General features: G+C 42.2%; 18 protein-coding genes. 4 read left to right on the top strand and 14 right to left on the bottom strand.

Annotation, left to right across the window (positions count from 1 at the left end; all coding sequences use genetic code 11):
* Positions 1-7: 7 nt before the first annotated feature.
* Genes HBA50_RS03895 through HBA50_RS03885 form a run of 3 tightly spaced genes read right to left on the bottom strand, consistent with a single transcriptional unit; the run spans position 8 to position 2229 of the window.
* Positions 8-682 (bottom strand): ABC transporter ATP-binding protein, encoded by a 675-nt coding sequence (locus tag HBA50_RS03895; protein ID WP_005589728.1) that lies wholly within the window; start codon positions 680-682, stop codon positions 8-10.
* Positions 669-1934, bottom strand: coding sequence for an efflux RND transporter periplasmic adaptor subunit (locus tag HBA50_RS03890; protein ID WP_045496776.1), 1266 nt, complete (start codon positions 1932-1934; stop codon positions 669-671). The genes HBA50_RS03895 and HBA50_RS03890 overlap by 14 nt, the downstream gene beginning before the upstream one ends.
* Positions 1935-1962: 28 nt before the next feature.
* Entirely contained in the window at positions 1963-2229 is a 267-nt protein-coding gene (locus HBA50_RS03885; protein ID WP_005592220.1) for a hypothetical protein, read from the bottom strand.
* A gap of 237 nt (positions 2230-2466) precedes the next feature.
* Between HBA50_RS03885 and HBA50_RS03880 the strand changes: the two genes are divergently transcribed.
* Positions 2467-3483 (top strand): lactonase family protein, encoded by a 1017-nt coding sequence (locus HBA50_RS03880; RefSeq protein ID WP_045496772.1) that lies wholly within the window; start codon positions 2467-2469, stop codon positions 3481-3483.
* Positions 3484-3514: 31 nt separating this feature from the next.
* Positions 3515-3700, top strand: a complete 186-nt coding sequence (locus HBA50_RS03875) for a hypothetical protein (RefSeq protein ID WP_005589722.1) — start codon at positions 3515-3517, stop codon at positions 3698-3700.
* Positions 3701-3759: 59 nt separating this feature from the next.
* Here the strand turns inward: HBA50_RS03875 and HBA50_RS03870 are convergent, their stop codons facing one another.
* Both HBA50_RS03870 and eno read right to left on the bottom strand, forming a co-directional pair.
* Positions 3760-4344, bottom strand: a complete 585-nt coding sequence (locus HBA50_RS03870; RefSeq protein WP_045496769.1) for a hypothetical protein — start codon at positions 4342-4344, stop codon at positions 3760-3762.
* 76 nt (positions 4345-4420) lie between these two features.
* Positions 4421-5725, bottom strand: coding sequence for a surface-displayed alpha-enolase (gene eno, locus HBA50_RS03865; RefSeq protein ID WP_015604660.1), 1305 nt, complete (start codon positions 5723-5725; stop codon positions 4421-4423).
* A gap of 184 nt (positions 5726-5909) precedes the next feature.
* Here eno and HBA50_RS03860 point away from each other — a divergent pair, with 184 nt between their 5' ends.
* Positions 5910-6368 (top strand): DUF1694 domain-containing protein, encoded by a 459-nt coding sequence (locus tag HBA50_RS03860; RefSeq protein WP_045496765.1) that lies wholly within the window; start codon positions 5910-5912, stop codon positions 6366-6368.
* Entirely contained in the window at positions 6365-6724 is a 360-nt protein-coding gene (locus HBA50_RS03855; RefSeq protein WP_045496763.1) for a nuclear transport factor 2-like protein, read from the top strand. The genes HBA50_RS03860 and HBA50_RS03855 overlap by 4 nt, the downstream gene beginning before the upstream one ends.
* Before the next feature lie 122 nt (positions 6725-6846).
* Here the strand turns inward: HBA50_RS03855 and HBA50_RS03845 are convergent, their stop codons facing one another.
* The 9 genes from HBA50_RS03845 to HBA50_RS03805 all read right to left on the bottom strand — a co-directional run bounded on the left by HBA50_RS03845 (position 6847) and on the right by HBA50_RS03805 (position 18563).
* Positions 6847-7980 carry a glycerate kinase gene (locus HBA50_RS03845; RefSeq protein WP_045496761.1) on the bottom strand — a complete coding sequence of 378 codons (1134 nt, stop codon included), beginning with the start codon at positions 7978-7980 and terminating at the stop codon, positions 6847-6849.
* Positions 7965-8636: a phosphoserine phosphatase SerB gene (gene serB / locus HBA50_RS03840; protein WP_045496758.1), complete on the bottom strand. Its 672-nt coding sequence runs from the start codon at positions 8634-8636 to the stop codon at positions 7965-7967. Before serB ends, HBA50_RS03845 begins: the two co-directional genes overlap by 16 nt.
* Positions 8637-8736: 100 nt before the next feature.
* Positions 8737-10461 (bottom strand): septation ring formation regulator EzrA, encoded by a 1725-nt coding sequence (ezrA, locus tag HBA50_RS03835; protein ID WP_045496755.1) that lies wholly within the window; start codon positions 10459-10461, stop codon positions 8737-8739.
* Between the two features lie 85 nt (positions 10462-10546).
* Entirely contained in the window at positions 10547-12496 is a 1950-nt protein-coding gene (gene gyrB / locus HBA50_RS03830; RefSeq protein ID WP_045496752.1) for a DNA topoisomerase (ATP-hydrolyzing) subunit B, read from the bottom strand.
* Position 12497: 1 nt separating this feature from the next.
* On the bottom strand, positions 12498-13076 hold the full coding sequence (locus HBA50_RS03825) for an HAD-IA family hydrolase (RefSeq protein ID WP_045496749.1): 579 nt from the start codon (positions 13074-13076) through the stop codon (positions 12498-12500).
* A gap of 122 nt (positions 13077-13198) precedes the next feature.
* Complete coding sequence (locus HBA50_RS03820) at positions 13199-13747, bottom strand: DJ-1 family glyoxalase III (RefSeq protein ID WP_045496746.1); 549 nt, start codon at positions 13745-13747, stop codon at positions 13199-13201.
* Positions 13748-13783: 36 nt separating this feature from the next.
* Positions 13784-15016, bottom strand: a complete 1233-nt coding sequence (locus HBA50_RS03815; RefSeq protein WP_045496743.1) for an FtsW/RodA/SpoVE family cell cycle protein — start codon at positions 15014-15016, stop codon at positions 13784-13786.
* A gap of 12 nt (positions 15017-15028) precedes the next feature.
* Positions 15029-16003 (bottom strand): YeiH family protein, encoded by a 975-nt coding sequence (locus HBA50_RS03810; RefSeq protein WP_045496740.1) that lies wholly within the window; start codon positions 16001-16003, stop codon positions 15029-15031.
* A gap of 115 nt (positions 16004-16118) precedes the next feature.
* Positions 16119-18563, bottom strand: a complete 2445-nt coding sequence (locus HBA50_RS03805; RefSeq protein ID WP_045496737.1) for a bifunctional DnaQ family exonuclease/ATP-dependent helicase — start codon at positions 18561-18563, stop codon at positions 16119-16121.
* Positions 18564-18685: the final 122 nt, after the last annotated feature.

The raw sequence follows: 18685 nt of genomic DNA, 5'->3' as shown, positions 1-18685 counted from the left end.
CCCCCTTCTATCCTAATGCCCGAGTCTCTATATTACCGTCCCGCAAGACAACCGTTTGCTTGCAAAGCTGAGCCACTTCCGGCTCGTGGGTAATGATGACAATAGTTTTGCCTTGTTCGTTAAACTGCTTGAACAACTCCATGATCTGAACACTGGTCTTGGTATCCAGCGCTCCAGTCGGCTCGTCTCCCAGAATAAAGCTGGGATTGGTCACCAGAGCACGCGCAATAGCTACCCGTTGCTTTTGACCGCCGGACAGCTCCATAGGCTTAAAGTCGCTTCTCTCTTCCAGACCGACCAATCGCAGCATTTCCAAAGCGCGCTCGCGTCTCTCTTTTTTAGGAACTTTCATGTAAGTCAGAGGCAGTTCAACATTTTGACAGGCTGTCAGCTTAGGCATGAGGTTGAAATTCTGGAAAACAAAGCCAATCTTCTGATTACGCAAATCAGATAGTTGGTTGTCAGACAGGTCAGAGACGTCAGTCCCTTCGATATGATAAGAACCTGCGCTAGCCTTGTCCAAACAGCCGATAATGTTCATCAAAGTGGACTTACCTGATCCAGACGGCCCCATAATCGCTAGAAAATCCCCCTCTTTCACATGCAAATCAATTCCTTTCAAAATCGGAAATTCCTGACTGCCCTGTTGATAAGATTTGTGGATGTTCTTAAGCTTTAACATTCTGTCCTACCTCCATTCCGTCTTTCATGCCTTCTCTAGGCGTCGAAATGGTATCCTTCATAGTCAGACCTTCTGTAATCTCTACCAAACGGTCAGAGACTTTCTTGGTCTTAACTTCCTTCATTTTCACCTTTTTACCCTCTACCTTCCAGACATAGGTCTTACCATTTTTACTGAAAGTATAGGCCTTATTGACGACTACCTTGCCGGCTTCAGGAGCATTTTCTACGACATTCACATAAGAATGGGAGCCTACAAGTGGCATTTCACCGCCTTGGTCCAGCTCGACAGTATAAGGGAACTTGCCTTGGTTGGGATTTTCCTGTTGTTTATTTCCACCATTGCTATTTCCAGTATTTGCAGTTGTCAAGGTGCCGACTTGCGTCACGGTACCACTCCAGCGTTTCTTAGGATCCTTACGGTCCACAACATCTACTCTCTGACCCACACTCAGCTTCTCACGATCAAATTCACTAACGCTTCCTTTGATCAGAGTTTTGGACTTGTCCATGATTTCGATAAAGGTTTCTTCTTCCTTTTTAGCCTTGGACTGAGTCGGAAGATCTTCGTTCATAGAGGTAATGGTCCCCGCTGTATCAGCCGTCACGGTATCATATTTCATACGGTCTGATTCCGTCTGAGCTGTCACCTGAGCCTTTTCAGCCTCAATCTGCGCATTCGTTACTTCATTGTCAGCAGTCTTTGCGTCACTTAGCGATTGAGCCAGTTCATCTTCAGCAGATTTTATCTGATCTAACAAAGACTCATCCTTACTAGAATTGTATTTATTCTTAAGAGTATTGAGATTAGCCAGCTTTCGGTTATAGGTTTCCCATTTGATAGATGCGCTAGTTTGTGCAGCCGTAATGCTATTGGCTTTAGCTTGAGCATCATACTGAGCAGACTGAGCTGTCAATTCCTGAGATGTCACATAGGAAAAGAGGGGCTGGCCTTGTGTAACAGTATCGCCATTTTTAACGAATACTTCCTTAACTTCACCTTTTGATGGGTCAATCTTGACCTTACTACTATTGTTAGCAACTACTTCTCCAGATAAAACTAGGCTTGTTTTTTTACTGTTATTAACAGCATCTTGGACCGTCAGTGAATCAATCTTATTATCGACCATTTTCATGGCTTGTTGTTGATTAACCTGATGAAGAAGTACATAGCCTCCCAGCCCTGCACAAGCAAGAATGACCGTGCTTCCCAATAGAATGGTTTTACGATTCATTTTTTTTATTTGAAACATATTGCCTCCAACCTACAAGTTCTAACTTTTATTTATCAGTTGATTCAGATTCATCTGTTGGTAATTCTTCTCCATCCGCTGGGATTTGAATCACGTTTCCGTCCGGCATGGTGTACTCTGTCACTTCCTTGCCGTCTACTGTTTTCGTTTTTTGATCAACAGCATCTTTCTTAAAATCTACTTTTTTTCCATCACTAATTTCTTTATTGTCAGCATTCTTAGAACCACATGCAGCTAGGAAGAAGACAGACATTCCGATAAGAGTTACAAGCATAGCGAATTTTTTTACGTTCATTTGATTTCTCCTTTGTTTTAGAAAACAGGAATTTTGAGCTTTCCTGATCGTATTTGTTTTTTTGAACAATTCCATTCTATCAAAGTGGTCTATCCCCTTCCTACCCGCCATCTATTTTTTATCTATTTTTTGATAAAATTTGGGATTCTCCTCTAGATACAGGACTTTTCCTATCCAAACAGCTTCTTAAGTCGTTTTATGGTATAATAGATTGATTTAAAAAAATGAGGTGGAAACATGACTCAAACAGTTTATTTTGGAACATACACCCGACGAGATTCCCAAGGGATTTATAAGGCAGATTTTGACACTGAAAAAGGACAACTCTCAAACTTAGAATTAGTAGCCGAAGAGCCAAGTCCCACTTATCTAGCCTTTGACCAAGCTGGTCATCTATACACCGTTGGTGCCAAAGACGGACAAGGGGGGATTGCAGCCTATGACCAAAAGAGACAGCTTCTCAATCATGTGGTTGAAGAGGGCGCGCCGCTTTGCTATGTTGCTGTAGATAAAGAAAGAGGACTTGTCTACGGGGCCAACTACCACAAGGGACAAGTGCTGGTCTACAAGCAGCAAGAAGATGGCAGTCTAAAACTGGCTGATTCAGACACCCATGTCGGGCAAGGACCTCACGCCAATCAAGCCTCTGCCCATGTCCACTATGCTGACTTGACTCCCGATCAATATCTGATTACTTGTGACCTCGGAACAGATCAAGTCACTACCTACGATGTGACGGAAGACGGACAACTGAACAAATTGGCCACCTACACATGTGCTGCTGGGGCTGGGGCCGGGGCACGCCACATTGTCTTTCATAACCACTATAAAATTGCTTACCTTATCTGCGAACTAAACTCTACTATCGAAGTATTGATTTATGATGGTGTTGGTCAGTTTGAACACCTACAGACCATCTCAACTCTCCCAGCAGGATTTGAAGATTTTAACGGCACTGCAGCCATCCGTCTCTCTGCTGATGGGAAATTCCTCTATGGCTCTAACCGCGGTCATGACTCAATAGCTGTTTATCAAATTCTAGCTGATGGAAGTCTACAGCTCGTTGAAATCACGCCAACAAAGGGTAAAAATCCGCGCGATTTCAATATTACACCTGACCAAAACTACCTTATCGCTGCCCACCAAGATTCGGACAATGCAACTGTCTTCAAACGCGATTCTGAAACAGGCCGATTAACAGAAATTTCTCATGATTTCTATGTGCCAGAAGCTGTCTGCGTGACCTTCCAATAATCAAAAGAAAATTATCAAAGGAGCATTCAAAATGAATCCAGTAGAATTGTTTAACCAAGTCAAAGAATTGATCGAAAAGAAAGATTTTGATGCAGCTAAGAAGTTTGTCGAAGACCACAAAGATGAGCTAGGCGAATACTTAGATAAGGCAAAAGATTTAGTAGCAAATTCAAAAGGGCTCAACGACGTCATCAACAAAGTTAAATCTATTTTCTAAAATATTATTTAAAAAAGCTGTTGGATAAAATTCCAATAGCTTTTTTATTTGATTAGACCTTATTTAGCCCATTTCCGATTCATAAAATCATCTAATTCTTCCAGTCGTTCTCTTGTCAATGGTTGAGCAAGAAAAATATCCTTATCGACATCTTTATTCTTATTAAAATCATGTAAGTCAACCTTTTCATAAACTAGCTTATTGGCAAGAGGGAGTTGACCATTTACATAGGTCGTGATTTCTATATCGCTTTCACTAAAAAATGCTCCATAGTAATCTTCCCTAACCACAACTGTCTGCCCTTTTTCCTCAAGATAGGCATACTGAGTCACTGGAACATAAACCGTGAAAAGATATCCAAGAATAGGGGAAAATGCCACTAACAAGGCTCCTAGAGCAAGAACGGGATAAAGAACCCACCTATATCTTTTTACAAATAAATAGGAAACAAGAAACAAAAAGGGAAAAGCAAACCATGGGCTGAACTGAGGATACCAGAATATACTGGTGATTATAAGAAATAATAGAACTGCCAAAAGCGCCAGAGAGCTTGATTTGCGTTTATAAGCCAAAAAGAGGCCTATAAATAAAACAGTAAGAGCTGGCCACTCTCTGCTTAGGATATACAGAGTAAAATAAAGCATCCCAAAAGTCTCCCCTTATTTATTAAAAATCCCTTGAGTTGGCCTCAAGGGATTTGCTTCATTCCATTAGAAGGAATTATTTTTTCAAGTTGTAGAATGATTTCAATCCACGGTATTCAGCAACTTCACCAAGTTGATCTTCGATACGAAGCAATTGGTTGTATTTAGCAATACGGTCTGTACGTGAAAGTGAACCAGTCTTGATTTGTCCTGCGTTTGTTGCAACTGCGATGTCAGCAATTGTTGAATCTTCAGTTTCACCTGAACGGTGTGATACAACGGCAGTGTAACCAGCTTCTTTCGCCATTTCAATAGCGTCGAATGTTTCAGTAAGAGTACCGATTTGGTTAACTTTGATAAGGATTGAGTTAGCAGCACCTTCTGCAATACCTTTTTCAAGGTAAGAAGTGTTTGTTACGAAAAAGTCGTCACCAACCAATTGAACTTTACCACCAAGACGTTCAGTAAGAGCTTTCCAACCGTCCCAGTCGTTTTCGTCCATACCATCTTCGATAGTGATGATTGGGTATTTGTTTACCAACTCTTCAAGGTAGTCGATTTGTTCTGCAGCAGTACGTACAGCAGCTCCTTCACCTTCGAATTTAGTGTAGTCGTAAACTTTACGTTCTTTATCGTAGAATTCTGATGATGCACAGTCAAATCCGATAAATACGTCTTTACCTGGAACATAACCAGCAGCTTCGATAGCAGCAATGATAGTTTCTACGCCATCTTCAGTTCCTTCGAAACGAGGAGCGAATCCACCTTCGTCACCAACAGCAGTTTCCAAACCACGTGATTTAAGGATTTTCTTAAGAGCGTGGAAGATTTCAGCACCCCAACGAAGAGCTTCTTTGAATGATGGTGCACCAGCAGGTACGATCATGAATTCTTGGAAAGCGATTGGAGCATCTGAGTGAGAACCACCATTGATGATGTTCATCATTGGAGTTGGAAGAACTTTAGTGTTGAATCCACCAAGGTAGCTGTAAAGTGGGATTTCAAGGTAGTCAGCAGCAGCACGAGCTACGGCGATAGACACACCAAGGATTGCGTTCGCACCCAATTTACCTTTGTTTGGAGTACCGTCCAAAGCGATCATTGCACGGTCGATAGCTTGTTGGTCACGTACATCGTAACCGATAATAGCTTCAGCGATAACGTTGTTCACGTTGTCAACTGCTTTTTGTGTACCAAGACCGCCGTAACGAGATTTGTCACCATCACGAAGTTCAACTGCTTCGTGTTCACCAGTAGAAGCTCCTGAAGGAACCATACCACGTCCGAAAGCACCTGATTCAGTATAAACTTCTACTTCAAGTGTTGGGTTACCGCGTGAGTCTAGGACTTCGCGAGCGTAAACATCAGTAATAATTGACATTTTGACTCTCCTTATTGTTTAAAATTATTTACTAGTCTATGATACCTCAAAAGCGCTTTTTTTTCAAGGAAAAACAGTGCCTTTGCGTGAAAAATCACAATTTTTGAAATGCAATCGGTTACATCCTATCTTTTTCTTAACAGTTTGAAAATCAGAAATCCTTTATTTATGATATACTAGAAACATGACAGATCTAAATAACATTATCATGGAAAAATCTCAGGGAAATGCTAAGCTCAATCCTGATGAACAACGCAAATTTCTGGAAACTTTTGAAGAGCGGGTGATTGGCTACTGCTCTATTTCTGATGCCAATTCTACTCTTCTAAAGCAGCATTTTAAAGAAATAGTTGAGAAGATCACTGAAAGCTACCAGCCCGTCACAGTCAAAATATCGCCTGAAGTCATATCCAGCCAGCAGGTTTTCTACCTAAAAACCGCCAAAGACTTAGGCTGCGAGGCCACCATCGTCTCTGCTTTTTGCCAATCCTCTCCTTTCGGGTTGGTGATCCATAGTGATCGTCCTGTGACTGTGGAAGAAAAGGACTTGAGCAAGCAATTTGCCGATGTCCTCCACCCAGCAGATAGTAAACCATCTCCCCTCAAGAAGACCTCCCTTTGGAAAAAAATGTTTCATAAATGACAAATTTAGAGAAATTATTTACCTTTTTCGAGGCGGAAAATCAGCGTAATTGGGACATTTATCAAACTTTTTTAGACGAGCATGTCGTCTGGGAGCTGCATGGAGAATCCTCAGAAATCATTCAAGGAAAAGAAGCCTACCTCCACAGGATACAGGAGGCCTATCAGGACAGTTTCGCCCAGTTTAGTTGCCAATACTATCACAGCAATTCCGAGCAAAATCGGATTCTAACAGTTTTGGTCAATGATCACGGAGACCTTTCCTGCGATCTATTTGAATTTGCAAACGGATTAATCGTCAAAGAAGTCGAATATTTACTGAAAAAAGAGGCTGGGACAAAAGTCCTAGCCTCTTAATTGTCTTTGGATTGTCGAGCAAGACGCAGTGGTTGAGCTGGCTCTACTACGCTGATTTCATCAGCTTTTACAGCCCTGCTCAACTGTGCGGAGGTGGGACGACGAAATCGAATTCTAACGAATTACCGATTTCTGTCCCACTCTCTTTTTTTGATGGCTAATAGGTTGCCAATATTGCGAGCTGTACGAACCAGATTTTCCCTCGCTTGAGCTAAGGTTACGTCCAAATCTGCCACTTGCGAGATAATGGGAAAAGCTGCATGGATATTCTCCGAAGGAAATGGAGGCAAATCATCAGCCAAACTGCCACAAATCGCAAGAACAGGAATCTCTTTTGGCGTCCGCCTTGCTATTCCAACTGGAGCCTTTCCTGCCAAAGACTGCTGATCCATGCGCCCCTCACCAACAACAACTAAATCCGCTTCTTTAACCCTGCGGTCAAAATCCAGCAAATCCAGACAGGTGTCAATTCCTGACACGACTTTCCCCTTAGCAAATGTGACCAGCCCTGCTGCCATGCCTCCTCCTGCACCAGCACCAGCTTGGGTAAAAATCTGTGGATTGGCCAGCTCATAGAAGTTCCTCATTTCCTGATCCACAGATGAAAGAAGCCATTCAGACAGTCCTTTCTGTCGTCCAAAGACCTGCGTCGCTCCCTGCTGACCACATAAAGGATTGGAAACATCTGTCAAAATCTCAATTTCTATATCATCCAAGCAAGTTGGAACACGGTCCGCAGAAATTCGGACAACTCTCCCTAGAGAAGAGCCGACAGGCCGCAGTTGATGATTGCTTTCATCAAAAAATTCATAGCCCAGACCAGCTGCCATACCGATACCTCCATCGTTCGTTGCCGATCCTCCAACACCGACCAGAATCTTCCTGACTCCATTTTCAGCTAAATGAAGAATCAGCTCTCCCAGACCTCTCGTTTCCAAGCCTAAGGGATCACGTTTTTCTTTAGGAATTAAAGCCAGTCCCACTAAATCTGCCATTTCAAAGAGAGCGAGCTGGTCTTGTCTTGCATATTTCATTTCGACTGGCTGGCCGAAAGGCCCAGTCACCCAGTGACGAAACTCTTTTAGCTTCATAGCCGAAATCAAGGCAGCCACAGTCCCTTCGCCGCCATCTCCAATAGGCAGTAAGTCAAAAGTCGCCTCTGGCAAGGCTTGGGAAAAACCTTCTTTCAAGGCTTCTGCTACCTGAACAGCAGACAAACTTTCCTTAAAAGAATCTGGTGCTAACAAGATATGCATCGCGCCTCCTGTTTTTCCTTCCCATCCAAAATATCCATTACTTGATAGAGATCATAAACATTGATTTGATAGGGCGCTTGCTCTCTTACAATTGGCTTGGCATTAAAAGCAATTCCAATACCTGCCGTTTGAATCATAGGCAAATCATTGGCGCCATCCCCCATAGCAATGGTTTGATTTAATCCCAAATTGTTTTCTTGAGCCCATTCTTTCAGCATCTGAACTTTAGTATCTTTGCTAACAATGTCTCCCAACACATGACCTGTAAGCAAGCCATTCTTGATTTCTAAGCGATTGGCCTTTACATAGTCAATTCCTAGCTCTTCAGCCAGTCTATCCACCGTTTCATGAAAACCACCCGAAACCAAACCAATCTTGTAACCACGCGCATGTAGCTCATCTACTAATTTTTTAGCACCAGGCGTGAAATGAATCTTGTCAGCTATCTGAGAAAAGATAGTTTCTGGAAGCCCCGCCAAAAGGGAAACTCTCTCCCGCAAAGCTGCCTCGAAATCCAATTCCCCGCGCATAGCTCGCTCAGTGATAGCAGCCACTTGCTTCCCAACTCCAGCTTCCTCGCCCAGCAAATCAATGCCCTCTTCCATAATAAGCGTGCTATCTACATCCATCACCAATAAGCCTTTGATCTGACTCATCTGTTCACCTCATATTTTCTGTAATTTGTTGTATTATACAGGATTTTCAGTGACAAGACAAGCTAGATTGCAAAGAAAAAAAGTTCCCGAAGGAACTTTCTTAGAAGCGAATATTTTCGCGTGTTTTTTCATATGAGTTGATGAAACGAGCTGAAACCCCAGGCTCAACAACATCCAAGGCTTTTGAAATGATTTCCAAAGATTTTGCATAATCAAATTCAACTTCAAAAGCATGAAGGGATTCATTGAAGGCTGCCTGCACATTGTCATCAAACGAACGATAACGGTTAGAATACTGCAACAACTGCTCTGTCAATGTGGAATTTTGAACAATTCGATAAGTCTCCTCTTCCAAATCATTCATGGCATTTGCCAAGATTTCCAACCACCGGTTAACAGAGTCAATATTCACACGAGTTGCCTCCAACTCTCTTGCAAGCTCTTCGATATAGTCACTTGCACCAAAGAAAATGGTTAAGAAGGACTCTGGAATACCTGGTAAATTGCGCTTTTCCATAAAACGCTTGATTGTATGCAATTTATTGGCATAAATCGTAACTTTTTGACGAGCATTGGCATCGTCTTTTTCAATCTTATCTAGTTGCTCACCAAGTTCAACTTGTTCATCTTCGATTTCTCTCAAACGAGCTTGAATGGATTCCAACTCTTCCTTAACAAGTGAGAATGGCTTCTTCATCTCACCTGCATCTTCGAGAGCAGTCAGAACGACTTCTTCTTGAGCAGATAGTTCAGATTTTAAATCTCTAACATGGCTAATCTCAGGTTCTGACAATAAGAATGAATGTGACAAGCGTTCCATTTCATTTTGCAGCTGTTGATTATTTTCTTTAGTATGAGCCAAGTAATTTGGAAGGTAGTTGACTAACTTTTCAACCATCTTATGAGCTTCAATTTCTCGAGTGAAGATGGCATAAAGAGCATCCATTTCCTCTTGAGCTTGCTCATTTTCATACAAGGCATTATCCAATTCCAAAGCCGCAAGATTTTCTTCATTTCGCTTCAAACTAGCATGAAGTTGTTGGAAACGTGCTTCCAAATCTGTTTCGATGAAATGATAATTGGTCTCCAATAACTTACGGTGACCTGACTCCAAGTCTTCTAATTGATCTGGCAACTTCTTAGTCAAATCTTCCACAATTGCTGGAACTTTTTCAACAATCTGCGTCAAAGCTAGGATACGATCTTCGGTCTTGTCCAAGATTTCCGCTGCTTCAACAGGATCCCCAGAAGAATTGAGGGTAACAAATTGAGAGAAATCAGACTCAATATTTTCCATCTGCTTCTCAATTTCTGCAAGTGCTTGACCATAAGCATCAGGATTGCTAGCTACAGTATGCTGCAAATTTTCAAACAGATCTAGGGCGTGTAAAACTCGTCCGCTATTTTTAGATTCTTGTTTTTTCAGATCTTCTAAAGCTTGACGAATTGCATGAATATCCTCACTGATTAAATCAATTTGACTTTCAATATTTTCGATCGCATGCTTAGCTTTGAGGAAACGGAAAGAATTATTGTAGCCCTCTGCCTCAAAGAGATTGTTCTCAATATCAGCAAATGAATTTAAAGAGAGGTCTACCCATTTTTGATTCCACTCACGGAAAGTCACTTGACTTTGCCCAATCAAATGTAAATTTTTAACTTCTTCCACTTCATCATTCACGGGAAGATTGTAAAGTTCCTCTTTTTTCTCCTCCAAACTTCGAAGCTTCGCTTCATTTCGTTTTCTCATATAGATAGCAGTAAAATAGCCTAAAATTAATAGTGCCGCTACTACAATAATGAGAATAATCAGTCCATTAGACATATAAAACTCCTTCATTCTTTTACTAAAAAGCAAACATATTGATTATATCACAAATTCATTTGTAATGGTTGTTTTTTCTAACTTTTTAGACATCAAGTGTGCTATATACTGCATTTTTTTCGATAAAGTCACGACGAGGCTCTACACGATCTCCCATCAGCATATCAAAAATCTTATCAGCTTCTGCTGCGTCATCGACAGAAACTCGCGCCATTAGACGGTGTTCTGGGTTCATAGTCGTTTCCCACAACTGATGGTCATCCATTTCTCCCAGACCTTTGTAGCGCTGAATCGTCGGCTTAGAGCGACCTTCACTATAGCGCTCAAGAGCAGCTTGCAGTTCTTCTTCTTGATTAGCACCTGGCTGGATGTATTCTTTTACCTCGCTGCCGACCTTGACACCGTAGATGGGTGGTTGGGCGATGTAGACATAGCCTGCTTCCAGAACCGGCTTCATGTAGCGGTAAATCAAAGTTAGGAGCAAAGTCCGAATGTGAGCTCCGTCCACGTCTGCATCGGTCATGATGACTAATTTATGATAGCGAGCCTTGCTGACATCAAAGTCAGCCCCAAAACCAGTTCCCATAGCAGTAAAGAGACTGCGGATTTCTTCATTAGCCAGAATCTTATCCATGCTGGCTTTTTCAACGTTGAGAATTTTACCGCGAATCGGCAAAATAGCCTGAAATTCACGGTTACGCCCAGACTTAGCTGAACCACCTGCTGAGTCCCCCTCCACGATGAAGAGTTCTGTTTCCTGTGGGTTGTTGGACGAACAGTCAGCCAATTTTCCTGGCAGATTAGAGATTTCCAAGCCAGACTTCTTACGGGTTACTTCCCGAGCTCGCTTGGCAGCAATTCTAGCCTTAGAAGCCAAAATTCCTTTTTCAACGATTTTTCGAGCCACCGCAGGATTTTCCAAAAGGAAATCAGAGAAGGCTTCACTGAAGAGGCGATTAGTAATCTTGACTACTTCGCTATTGCCCAGCTTGGTCTTGGTCTGACCTTCAAACTGAGGGTTGGGGTGCTTGACAGAGATGACTGCTGTCAGTCCCTCACGCACATCTTCCCCAGTCAGATTGTCCTCATTTTCTTTGAGAAGTTTGTTTTTCTTGGCATAGTCATTGATGACCCGTGTCAGGGCTGTCCGGAAACCTTGCTCATGCGTTCCACCCTCGTGGGTATGGATATTATTGGCAAAGCTCATAACTGTTTCATGGTAGCCAGTCGTGTACTGCATAGCGACTTCAACCGTAATGTCGTCCATTTCGCCGTCAGTATAAATCGGCGTTTCAAAGATTACATCCTTGTTTTCATTGATGTATTGGACATAGCTGGCAATCCCACCCTCATAGTGGTAATCCTTGACCTGCTCCATTCCATCTCGCTTATCTGTGATGGAAATTCTGAGACCACGATTAAGGAAAGCTAATTCCTGCACCCGTTTATTAAGCTTCTCAAAGTCAAATTCTACTGTTTCAGTGAAAATCTCTGGATCCGGTGCAAAGTGAACGGTCGTACCTGTACGATCTGTCTCGCCAATGACTTCTAAGTCCGCGACTACATGACCACGACGGTATTCTTGGTAATGAATCTGTCCGTTTTTATAAACACGGACATCCAGCTGAGTGGATAGGGCATTTACAACGGAAGAGCCTACACCGTGCAGACCTCCTGAGACCTTGTAGCCACCACCGCCGAATTTTCCTCCTGCGTGAAGGACAGTAAAGACGGTTTCCACAGCCGGACGGCCTGTTTTCTCCTGAATATCAACCGGAATGCCTCGACCATCGTCAACAACTGTAATCGAATTATCTTTTTCAATAAAAACTTGAATGTGAGTGGCAAAGCCAGCCAGCGCCTCATCAATCGAGTTGTCAACAATTTCCCATACTAAGTGGTGCAGACCTTCCTTAGAGGTCGAACCGATATACATACCAGGGCGCATTCGAACGGCTTCTAAGCCCTCCAAGACCTGAATCTGACTGGCGTCATATTCTTGCGCTTGTATGTCTTGTTGCTTTTCTTCTGTCATGTTATTCCTTTTCTAGTTCAATATCTACAAATTCTTCAAGATTTCTCATATTATCAAAGAGATAGCAACTAAATCCTGCCGCCTGACCAGCTTCGGTATCAATCGGCCGATCTCCTATAACCAGCCCAGACTCAATCTGGTATTTATCTTTTAAATACAGCATAGACTCAGGATCTGGCTTGCGTTTAAAACCATTAGTAGCTGTCACTACTTCTGTAAAATAAGCACTGATCTGCGTCTTCTGCAAAATCTCCAACACCTGATCATCTCGGTGAGAAATCAAAAAATTTCTACCACCCTGCTGGATAATTTGTGCTAATAATTCTGAAGCTCCCTCAAACAAGATCGGATGTTCTAATTCCTTGGCCTCATTCGCCTTATAAGACTTTAAAAATTCCTTATTTCCAGGGGCAAACTGGCGGACTGCATAATCTGTTGAGACCTTGAGAGCCTTATAAACTTCATCATGACTCCCAGTCAGACCAAAGTCCTGCAAGGTATGGACAAAAGCTGCGGTTGAAGTCTCATAATTATCCAAGAGAGTCCCACCCAAATCCCAGATGTAATCTTGATAATTCATACCCTTTATTATATCATATTTTTTGAAAAAAAGGGCTTTTATTTATGATGAAATAGCATATTTTCATCGATTTTTCATCCAACTTAGACAGAAAAAATTCACTCGAAAATCGAGTGAATTTTTTACTTCTCAAAAACATCTTTAAAAAGCATAGAACTTGCCAATTGATCCGCATCTCCGCCTAGCTGGTGAACCAACTCATAGGCAAAAGGTAGGGCTGTAGATGGGCCACGGCTGGTGATTAACTTTCCATCTACGACAACGGTCTGCTTCTGATAGCTACCGTTCTCAATGTTGGCTTCCACTCCATCATAGCAAGTAAAGTTCTTGCCATTCAGCAGACCTGCGCGGTCAAGAGCAATCGGAGCCGCACAAATCGCTGCGACAAATTTATCTTCTGCTTGAAATTCCTGTAGAACTTCCATCAGGTGGTCATCATCACGCAGATTTGTTGATCCTGGCATACCGCCTGGAAGAACAACCATATCATAAGCAGATAGATTCCCATTCCAGACTTGATCGGCTTTGACAGTAATCTGATGAGAGCCTGTCACAGCCTCTTCAAAACCAATCATATCACAGATAAAGCCTGCGCGACGCAAGACATCGACAACAGTGAGGGCTTCAATTTCTTCAAAGCCATTGGCTAACATAAGAGCTACTTTTTTCATGTAAAACACCTTTCTAGGATACAAGGTATCCACTTCTTATTTTATTTTTCTAAGTACAATTTTTTTACGAACAGGTGGAGTCACCGCATGCTTCTCCTCTTCTAGGCTATTTTGATAAGAGACAGACAGTAGGAGGCCGATTCCGATGAGATTGCTGACAATAGAGGACCCCCCTTGGGAAATGAAGGGGAGTGGAATCCCTGTCAAAGGCAAAATCCCTGTCACAGCACCAATATTTTCAAAAATATGAAAGAGTAGCATCATAATGAGACCAGTAGAGATATAGGTGTAGAACTGATTGTTGGACTTAATAGTAATCTGAAGCATACGATGAATCAAGAACAGATAAATAACAATCACCAAACTCGAACCAAGAAAACCAAAATCCTCTGCAATCACGGTGAAAATCATATCACTTTCACGGACAGGTACTAGAAGATTTGAGACATTAAATCCTTGACCTAGCAAACCACCACTTCCGATAGCAATCTGTCCCTGTGCCTGCTGATAGGTTACTGTCTGAGCATATTCAAAAGGATGGAGCCAGGCTGAGATCCGATTAATCTGGTAAGTCGGCATCCCTAAACCATGTAGAAAAGCACGCCCACCATTTGAAATAAAGATCAACATAAAGACAGTAAAAAGAAGGGATACTGTCAAGAAAACCGGTAGAATAATCTTCCACGAAACACCAGATAAGAGAACAATGCCGCAGTAAATCGCAGCAAATACTAGAGCTGTCCCCAAATCACTCTGCAAGGCCAAAAGCAACAAAACAGGTAAGGTATATAATGCTAATTTTACAATCAAAAAGAGATCTAAAGCAATGGTTCGCTCATATTTTTTATTTTGCTGCAGAAACTTCACTACAACTCGTGACAGCATCAAAATATATGAGATTTTCATAAATTCAGATGGCTGAAAGAGAGTAACACCGCGAATAGATACCCAGTTTTTCGCCCCTGTAGAAGCCACTAAGCTCTCACTATAAAATACAAGCGGAAGAACCATAAGTCCTAAGCCTAAAAGATACAGAAAAGGTGTCATCTTCCAAAGAAACTTAGTGTTAAAAAACATAACGATAAAGCTAATCAGAAAGCCTAATAAAATCCAAACTACTTGCTGACCAACAATCTGCAAGATATTATTTGGATAATCATGACTAACCGCTATATAAATAGCCGTAACTCCGATTGATAGTAAGAGCAAGACAGGTAAAAGCAAGCTGTAATCAATCCGAGACTCAAATGTTCTTTGCTGTGAAGGCATAATTTTCCTTTCTTACAAAAAATATTGGATAATCAAGCTAGAAACTGCGACGCAGAACCAAGCAAAAGCCCCGGTTAATAAAGGACCAGCTCCAGCTTCCTTGAACTGTTTGAATGAAACCTTAGCTCCAATCCCGGCTAAGGCCATAGCCATCAGCCATTGGGACAAGAGTTTTGTGTAAGGAACTAGATTTGATGGAAAAATTCCCAAGCTGCTCACAACAGAAGCCATAACAAACCACAGAATGAACCAGGGAAAAATCTTCTTGAGGTCTACTTTTTGAGCTGACCGCTTATCTAGGACATAGCGATAACCTGCAAAGATGAGGCAGGCGGGTACAATCATCAAAGCTCGACTTAGTTTGACAATGGTTGCCAAATCTCCCGCCGCTTGACTGTAAGTATAACCTGCTGCAACGACTGACGAAGTATCATTGATGGCCGTCCCTGCCCAAGTTCCAAAATATCCATCGGACATCTGCATGAGATGACCCAAAAAAGGAAAGATGAAAACAGCTAAAATATTGAAAAAGAAGATGGTTGAAATAGAAAGTGCAATCTCCTCTTCTTCTGCTTCTAAAATGGGCGAAGCTGCTGCAATAGCTGAACCACCACAGATTGCCGTTCCAAAGCCAATCAAAATGGTTAAAACACGTCTCATCTTGAAGAATTTACCAGCGGCATAAGCCGCCAAAAAAGCGATCAAAATAGTCAAAATACTAATCTTCAGAGAGGACAAACCCGTCGCAGAGACCTTTCCGATTGACATAGAAAAACCTAAAAAGATAATAGAATATTGAAGCAGTTTCTTTCCTGAATAGGTCAAGCCCGGCTGAAAGGAAACTGGAAGTTTCCATGAATTACTGAGCAAAATTCCTAAAATGATGGCAAACACACTGGATCCAATCAGCGGAAACCAATTTCCTAAACAAATGGAAACAGCCGCTATCGCAAATGATAGAGCAATTCCTGGTAGATTCTTTTTCACGTCATAACCTTCTTCCTATTCTTTTCATTATAGCAGATTTTTGGCATCAGTAGCCGAGAAAATTTGCAATCATTTAGAAAAACAGCCAGATAAAATTGACTGTTTTCAAGCAGTTTTAATCGAAAAATTCTTTTAATTCCTTTAAAATATCCTGTTTCGAAAGCATTTCTAGAGATGCCAGCTGATTTAGATTTTGCTGGATTTGCCGACCGTAGCGCTTGGTTGAAATACGCTTGTCTAGAAGAATAACCGCCGACTTCTGATGTTCATTGCGACGGGTTCGCCCCATAGCCTGCTTCAATCGTAAAATAGCTGACGGCAACTGATAATCGTAAAAAGGATTTTTGCCTTCTGCCTTCAGATGATGATTGATTTTTTGCACAAAGAAATCTTTGGGATTATCAAAAGGAATCCGCGTGATGAGCTGAATGATTTGCTCTTGCTGAGCAAAATCCGCTCCTTCCCAGAAACTGCCTGCTCCTAGCAAGATGGGTGCCTCTCCCTTGTCAAAGCGCCGCTTGATATTGGCTGGCTCGCCGTTCTTATACTGGGCCAAATGCGGCAAGGTCAGCTGGTCTGAAGTGGCCAGCAATAAATCCTTGGAGGTAAAGAGAACCACCATCGGCAAATCCAGTGGAGCTAAGCTCTCCAAACTTGCGACAATCCTCTCAGCATATTCCTGCGTTGATAACTCCACCACATCTGGAAAATCTAGATCTAAAAAAAGTTTCTGCTGGGGCTTCTTTTGCTGAGGAAGTTTATAAAAATGATAATCCTCAAAACCTAGTAATTGAGGCAAATTTACCTTGGAACTAATCTCCAAAGTAGAGGAGACTAAGATAACCTTGACGGTATCAGGCAGGAAATCCTTAAATCTCATGAGTTCTGAGCGCCCAGCATGAAGCCTTGTCACCCGATGATCTGCAAATTGTTCTTCCGTTAGCCAATAGTATTGGTACTTGGTTGAAAACAATTCCCTGAGCTCTGGCAATAAGCTCTCATCCAGCTCAGACACATCCTGACGCAGCTTGGCTATCTTCTTGGAATCCAATTCACTGGTCTTACCCCGTTGCTTTTCGGCAGCATCTGCCAGTTCAAATTGGATGCTTTGCAAGAGGCGTTCTTGTAAAATCCGTTTTTCTGTCTGTAGAGCTTGACTGATAGTTTGCAATTGCTTGGTCAAATTGATACTGGCTTGCGAAAAACTTTCCAAGGCAAAAAACATTTTTTGAGCCTCGTCCACTACCAGCATCCGATTGTCCAGCAAAGACTGGTCATCTTCTAAGCGCGTCAAAAGATAAGCATGATTGGTAATCACGACACGACTGCTGGCCACCTTGACCTGCCCCAGTCGCCAAAAATCCTCTTCATAAAAGAGCGAATGCTTACTTAATTTCCCATCATGGCGTATCTGGCTAAAGTAAGACTCGAAACGATAAGCCTGACCGATTTCATTTAAATCACCCGTCTTGGTCTCTGTCAGCCAAACCAAAAGCTGCATTTTGCAACGATTAACAAGTCGATTATCGTCCAGTACCGATAGACTTTGATAAAAATAATCTAATTTCAGATAATTTTCGGGACTTTTGAGATTATGAAAGGAGATATGAAAGACTTCCTCTAAGAGTCGACCTTCTTTTTGTATCAGTTGATCCTGTAAAATCTTCGTTGGAACGGTTACCAAGACTCTTTCCCGACCATGAGCCAAAATAGGCAATAAATAGCCAAAGGTCTTGCCAAGCCCTGTCTGGGCCTCCAAAAAGCTAGCCGCAGTCTGACTAAGCGCCTCAGTCACATATTGCGCAAATCTCAACTGCTCAGGGCGCTCGTCCAGCCCCAGCAGATAAAGGTTGGTCAGAAAGTCCTGTGAAAGTTTCTTCTCAGGCGGCAAGATTTTCGGCCTTTTCAAAAAGATGCCATGCGTCTCCTGCAAATCCTGACCAGAATCCTCTGGCATCGACTGAAAAATCTCTTCGATCGCTAGCCGTGACTCATAGATGAGACTATCGGAAAATTCCAGAACCTTCTCTAGCAAAGCCTTTGGCAGTCCAGCCATCTTTTCTTGGATTTTTAGAAATAGCTGAGCTGTCGCTTGAGCATCTGCCAAAGCTGTGTGAGCATTTTCCAGAGGAATCTCCAGAAGTTCGCACAGATTGCCTAAGGCATATTTATCAAAGGTCGGGTAAAAAACCTGAGCTAGTTCAACCGTATCCACTCTCGGAGTCAGCAGGTCAAAGCCTTCCCAAAAGAGAGCTTCTGCCAAGAGATTAGCATCAAACTTGACATTATGAGCGACAAAAATCGCATCCTCAATCAGCTCGTAAACTTCACGGGCAACCTGTGAGAAGTCCGGAGCTTGACGCAAGCGCTGATCATCCAATCCTGTCAGCTGCTTAATATGCTCATCCAGAGCCTCATGCGGATTCACATCTGTTTCATACGTTTGGCAAATCACCCCGTTTTCAATGATGACAATGCCGATTTGAATAATTTTTGCATTGCTGTTCGCACTTGTAGCCTCCAAGTCGATGACAGCATATTTATAGTTCGATTGTGTCATACTGCTATGATTATATCACAAATGCCAGCCTGAGACATCTGAAAATGAGCTGAGCCTTAAAATAAATTTTGTGCAAAATTTCTGCTTTTTTGTTACACTCTTTATTGAGAAAACATACGCAA

It is taken from the genome of Streptococcus cristatus ATCC 51100 (genome assembly GCF_011612585.1).
Classification (GTDB): Bacteria; Bacillota; Bacilli; order Lactobacillales; family Streptococcaceae; genus Streptococcus; species Streptococcus cristatus_H.
The sequence above is the reverse complement of the archived record's forward strand: the minus strand, read 5'-3'. Positions and strand labels throughout refer to the sequence as shown.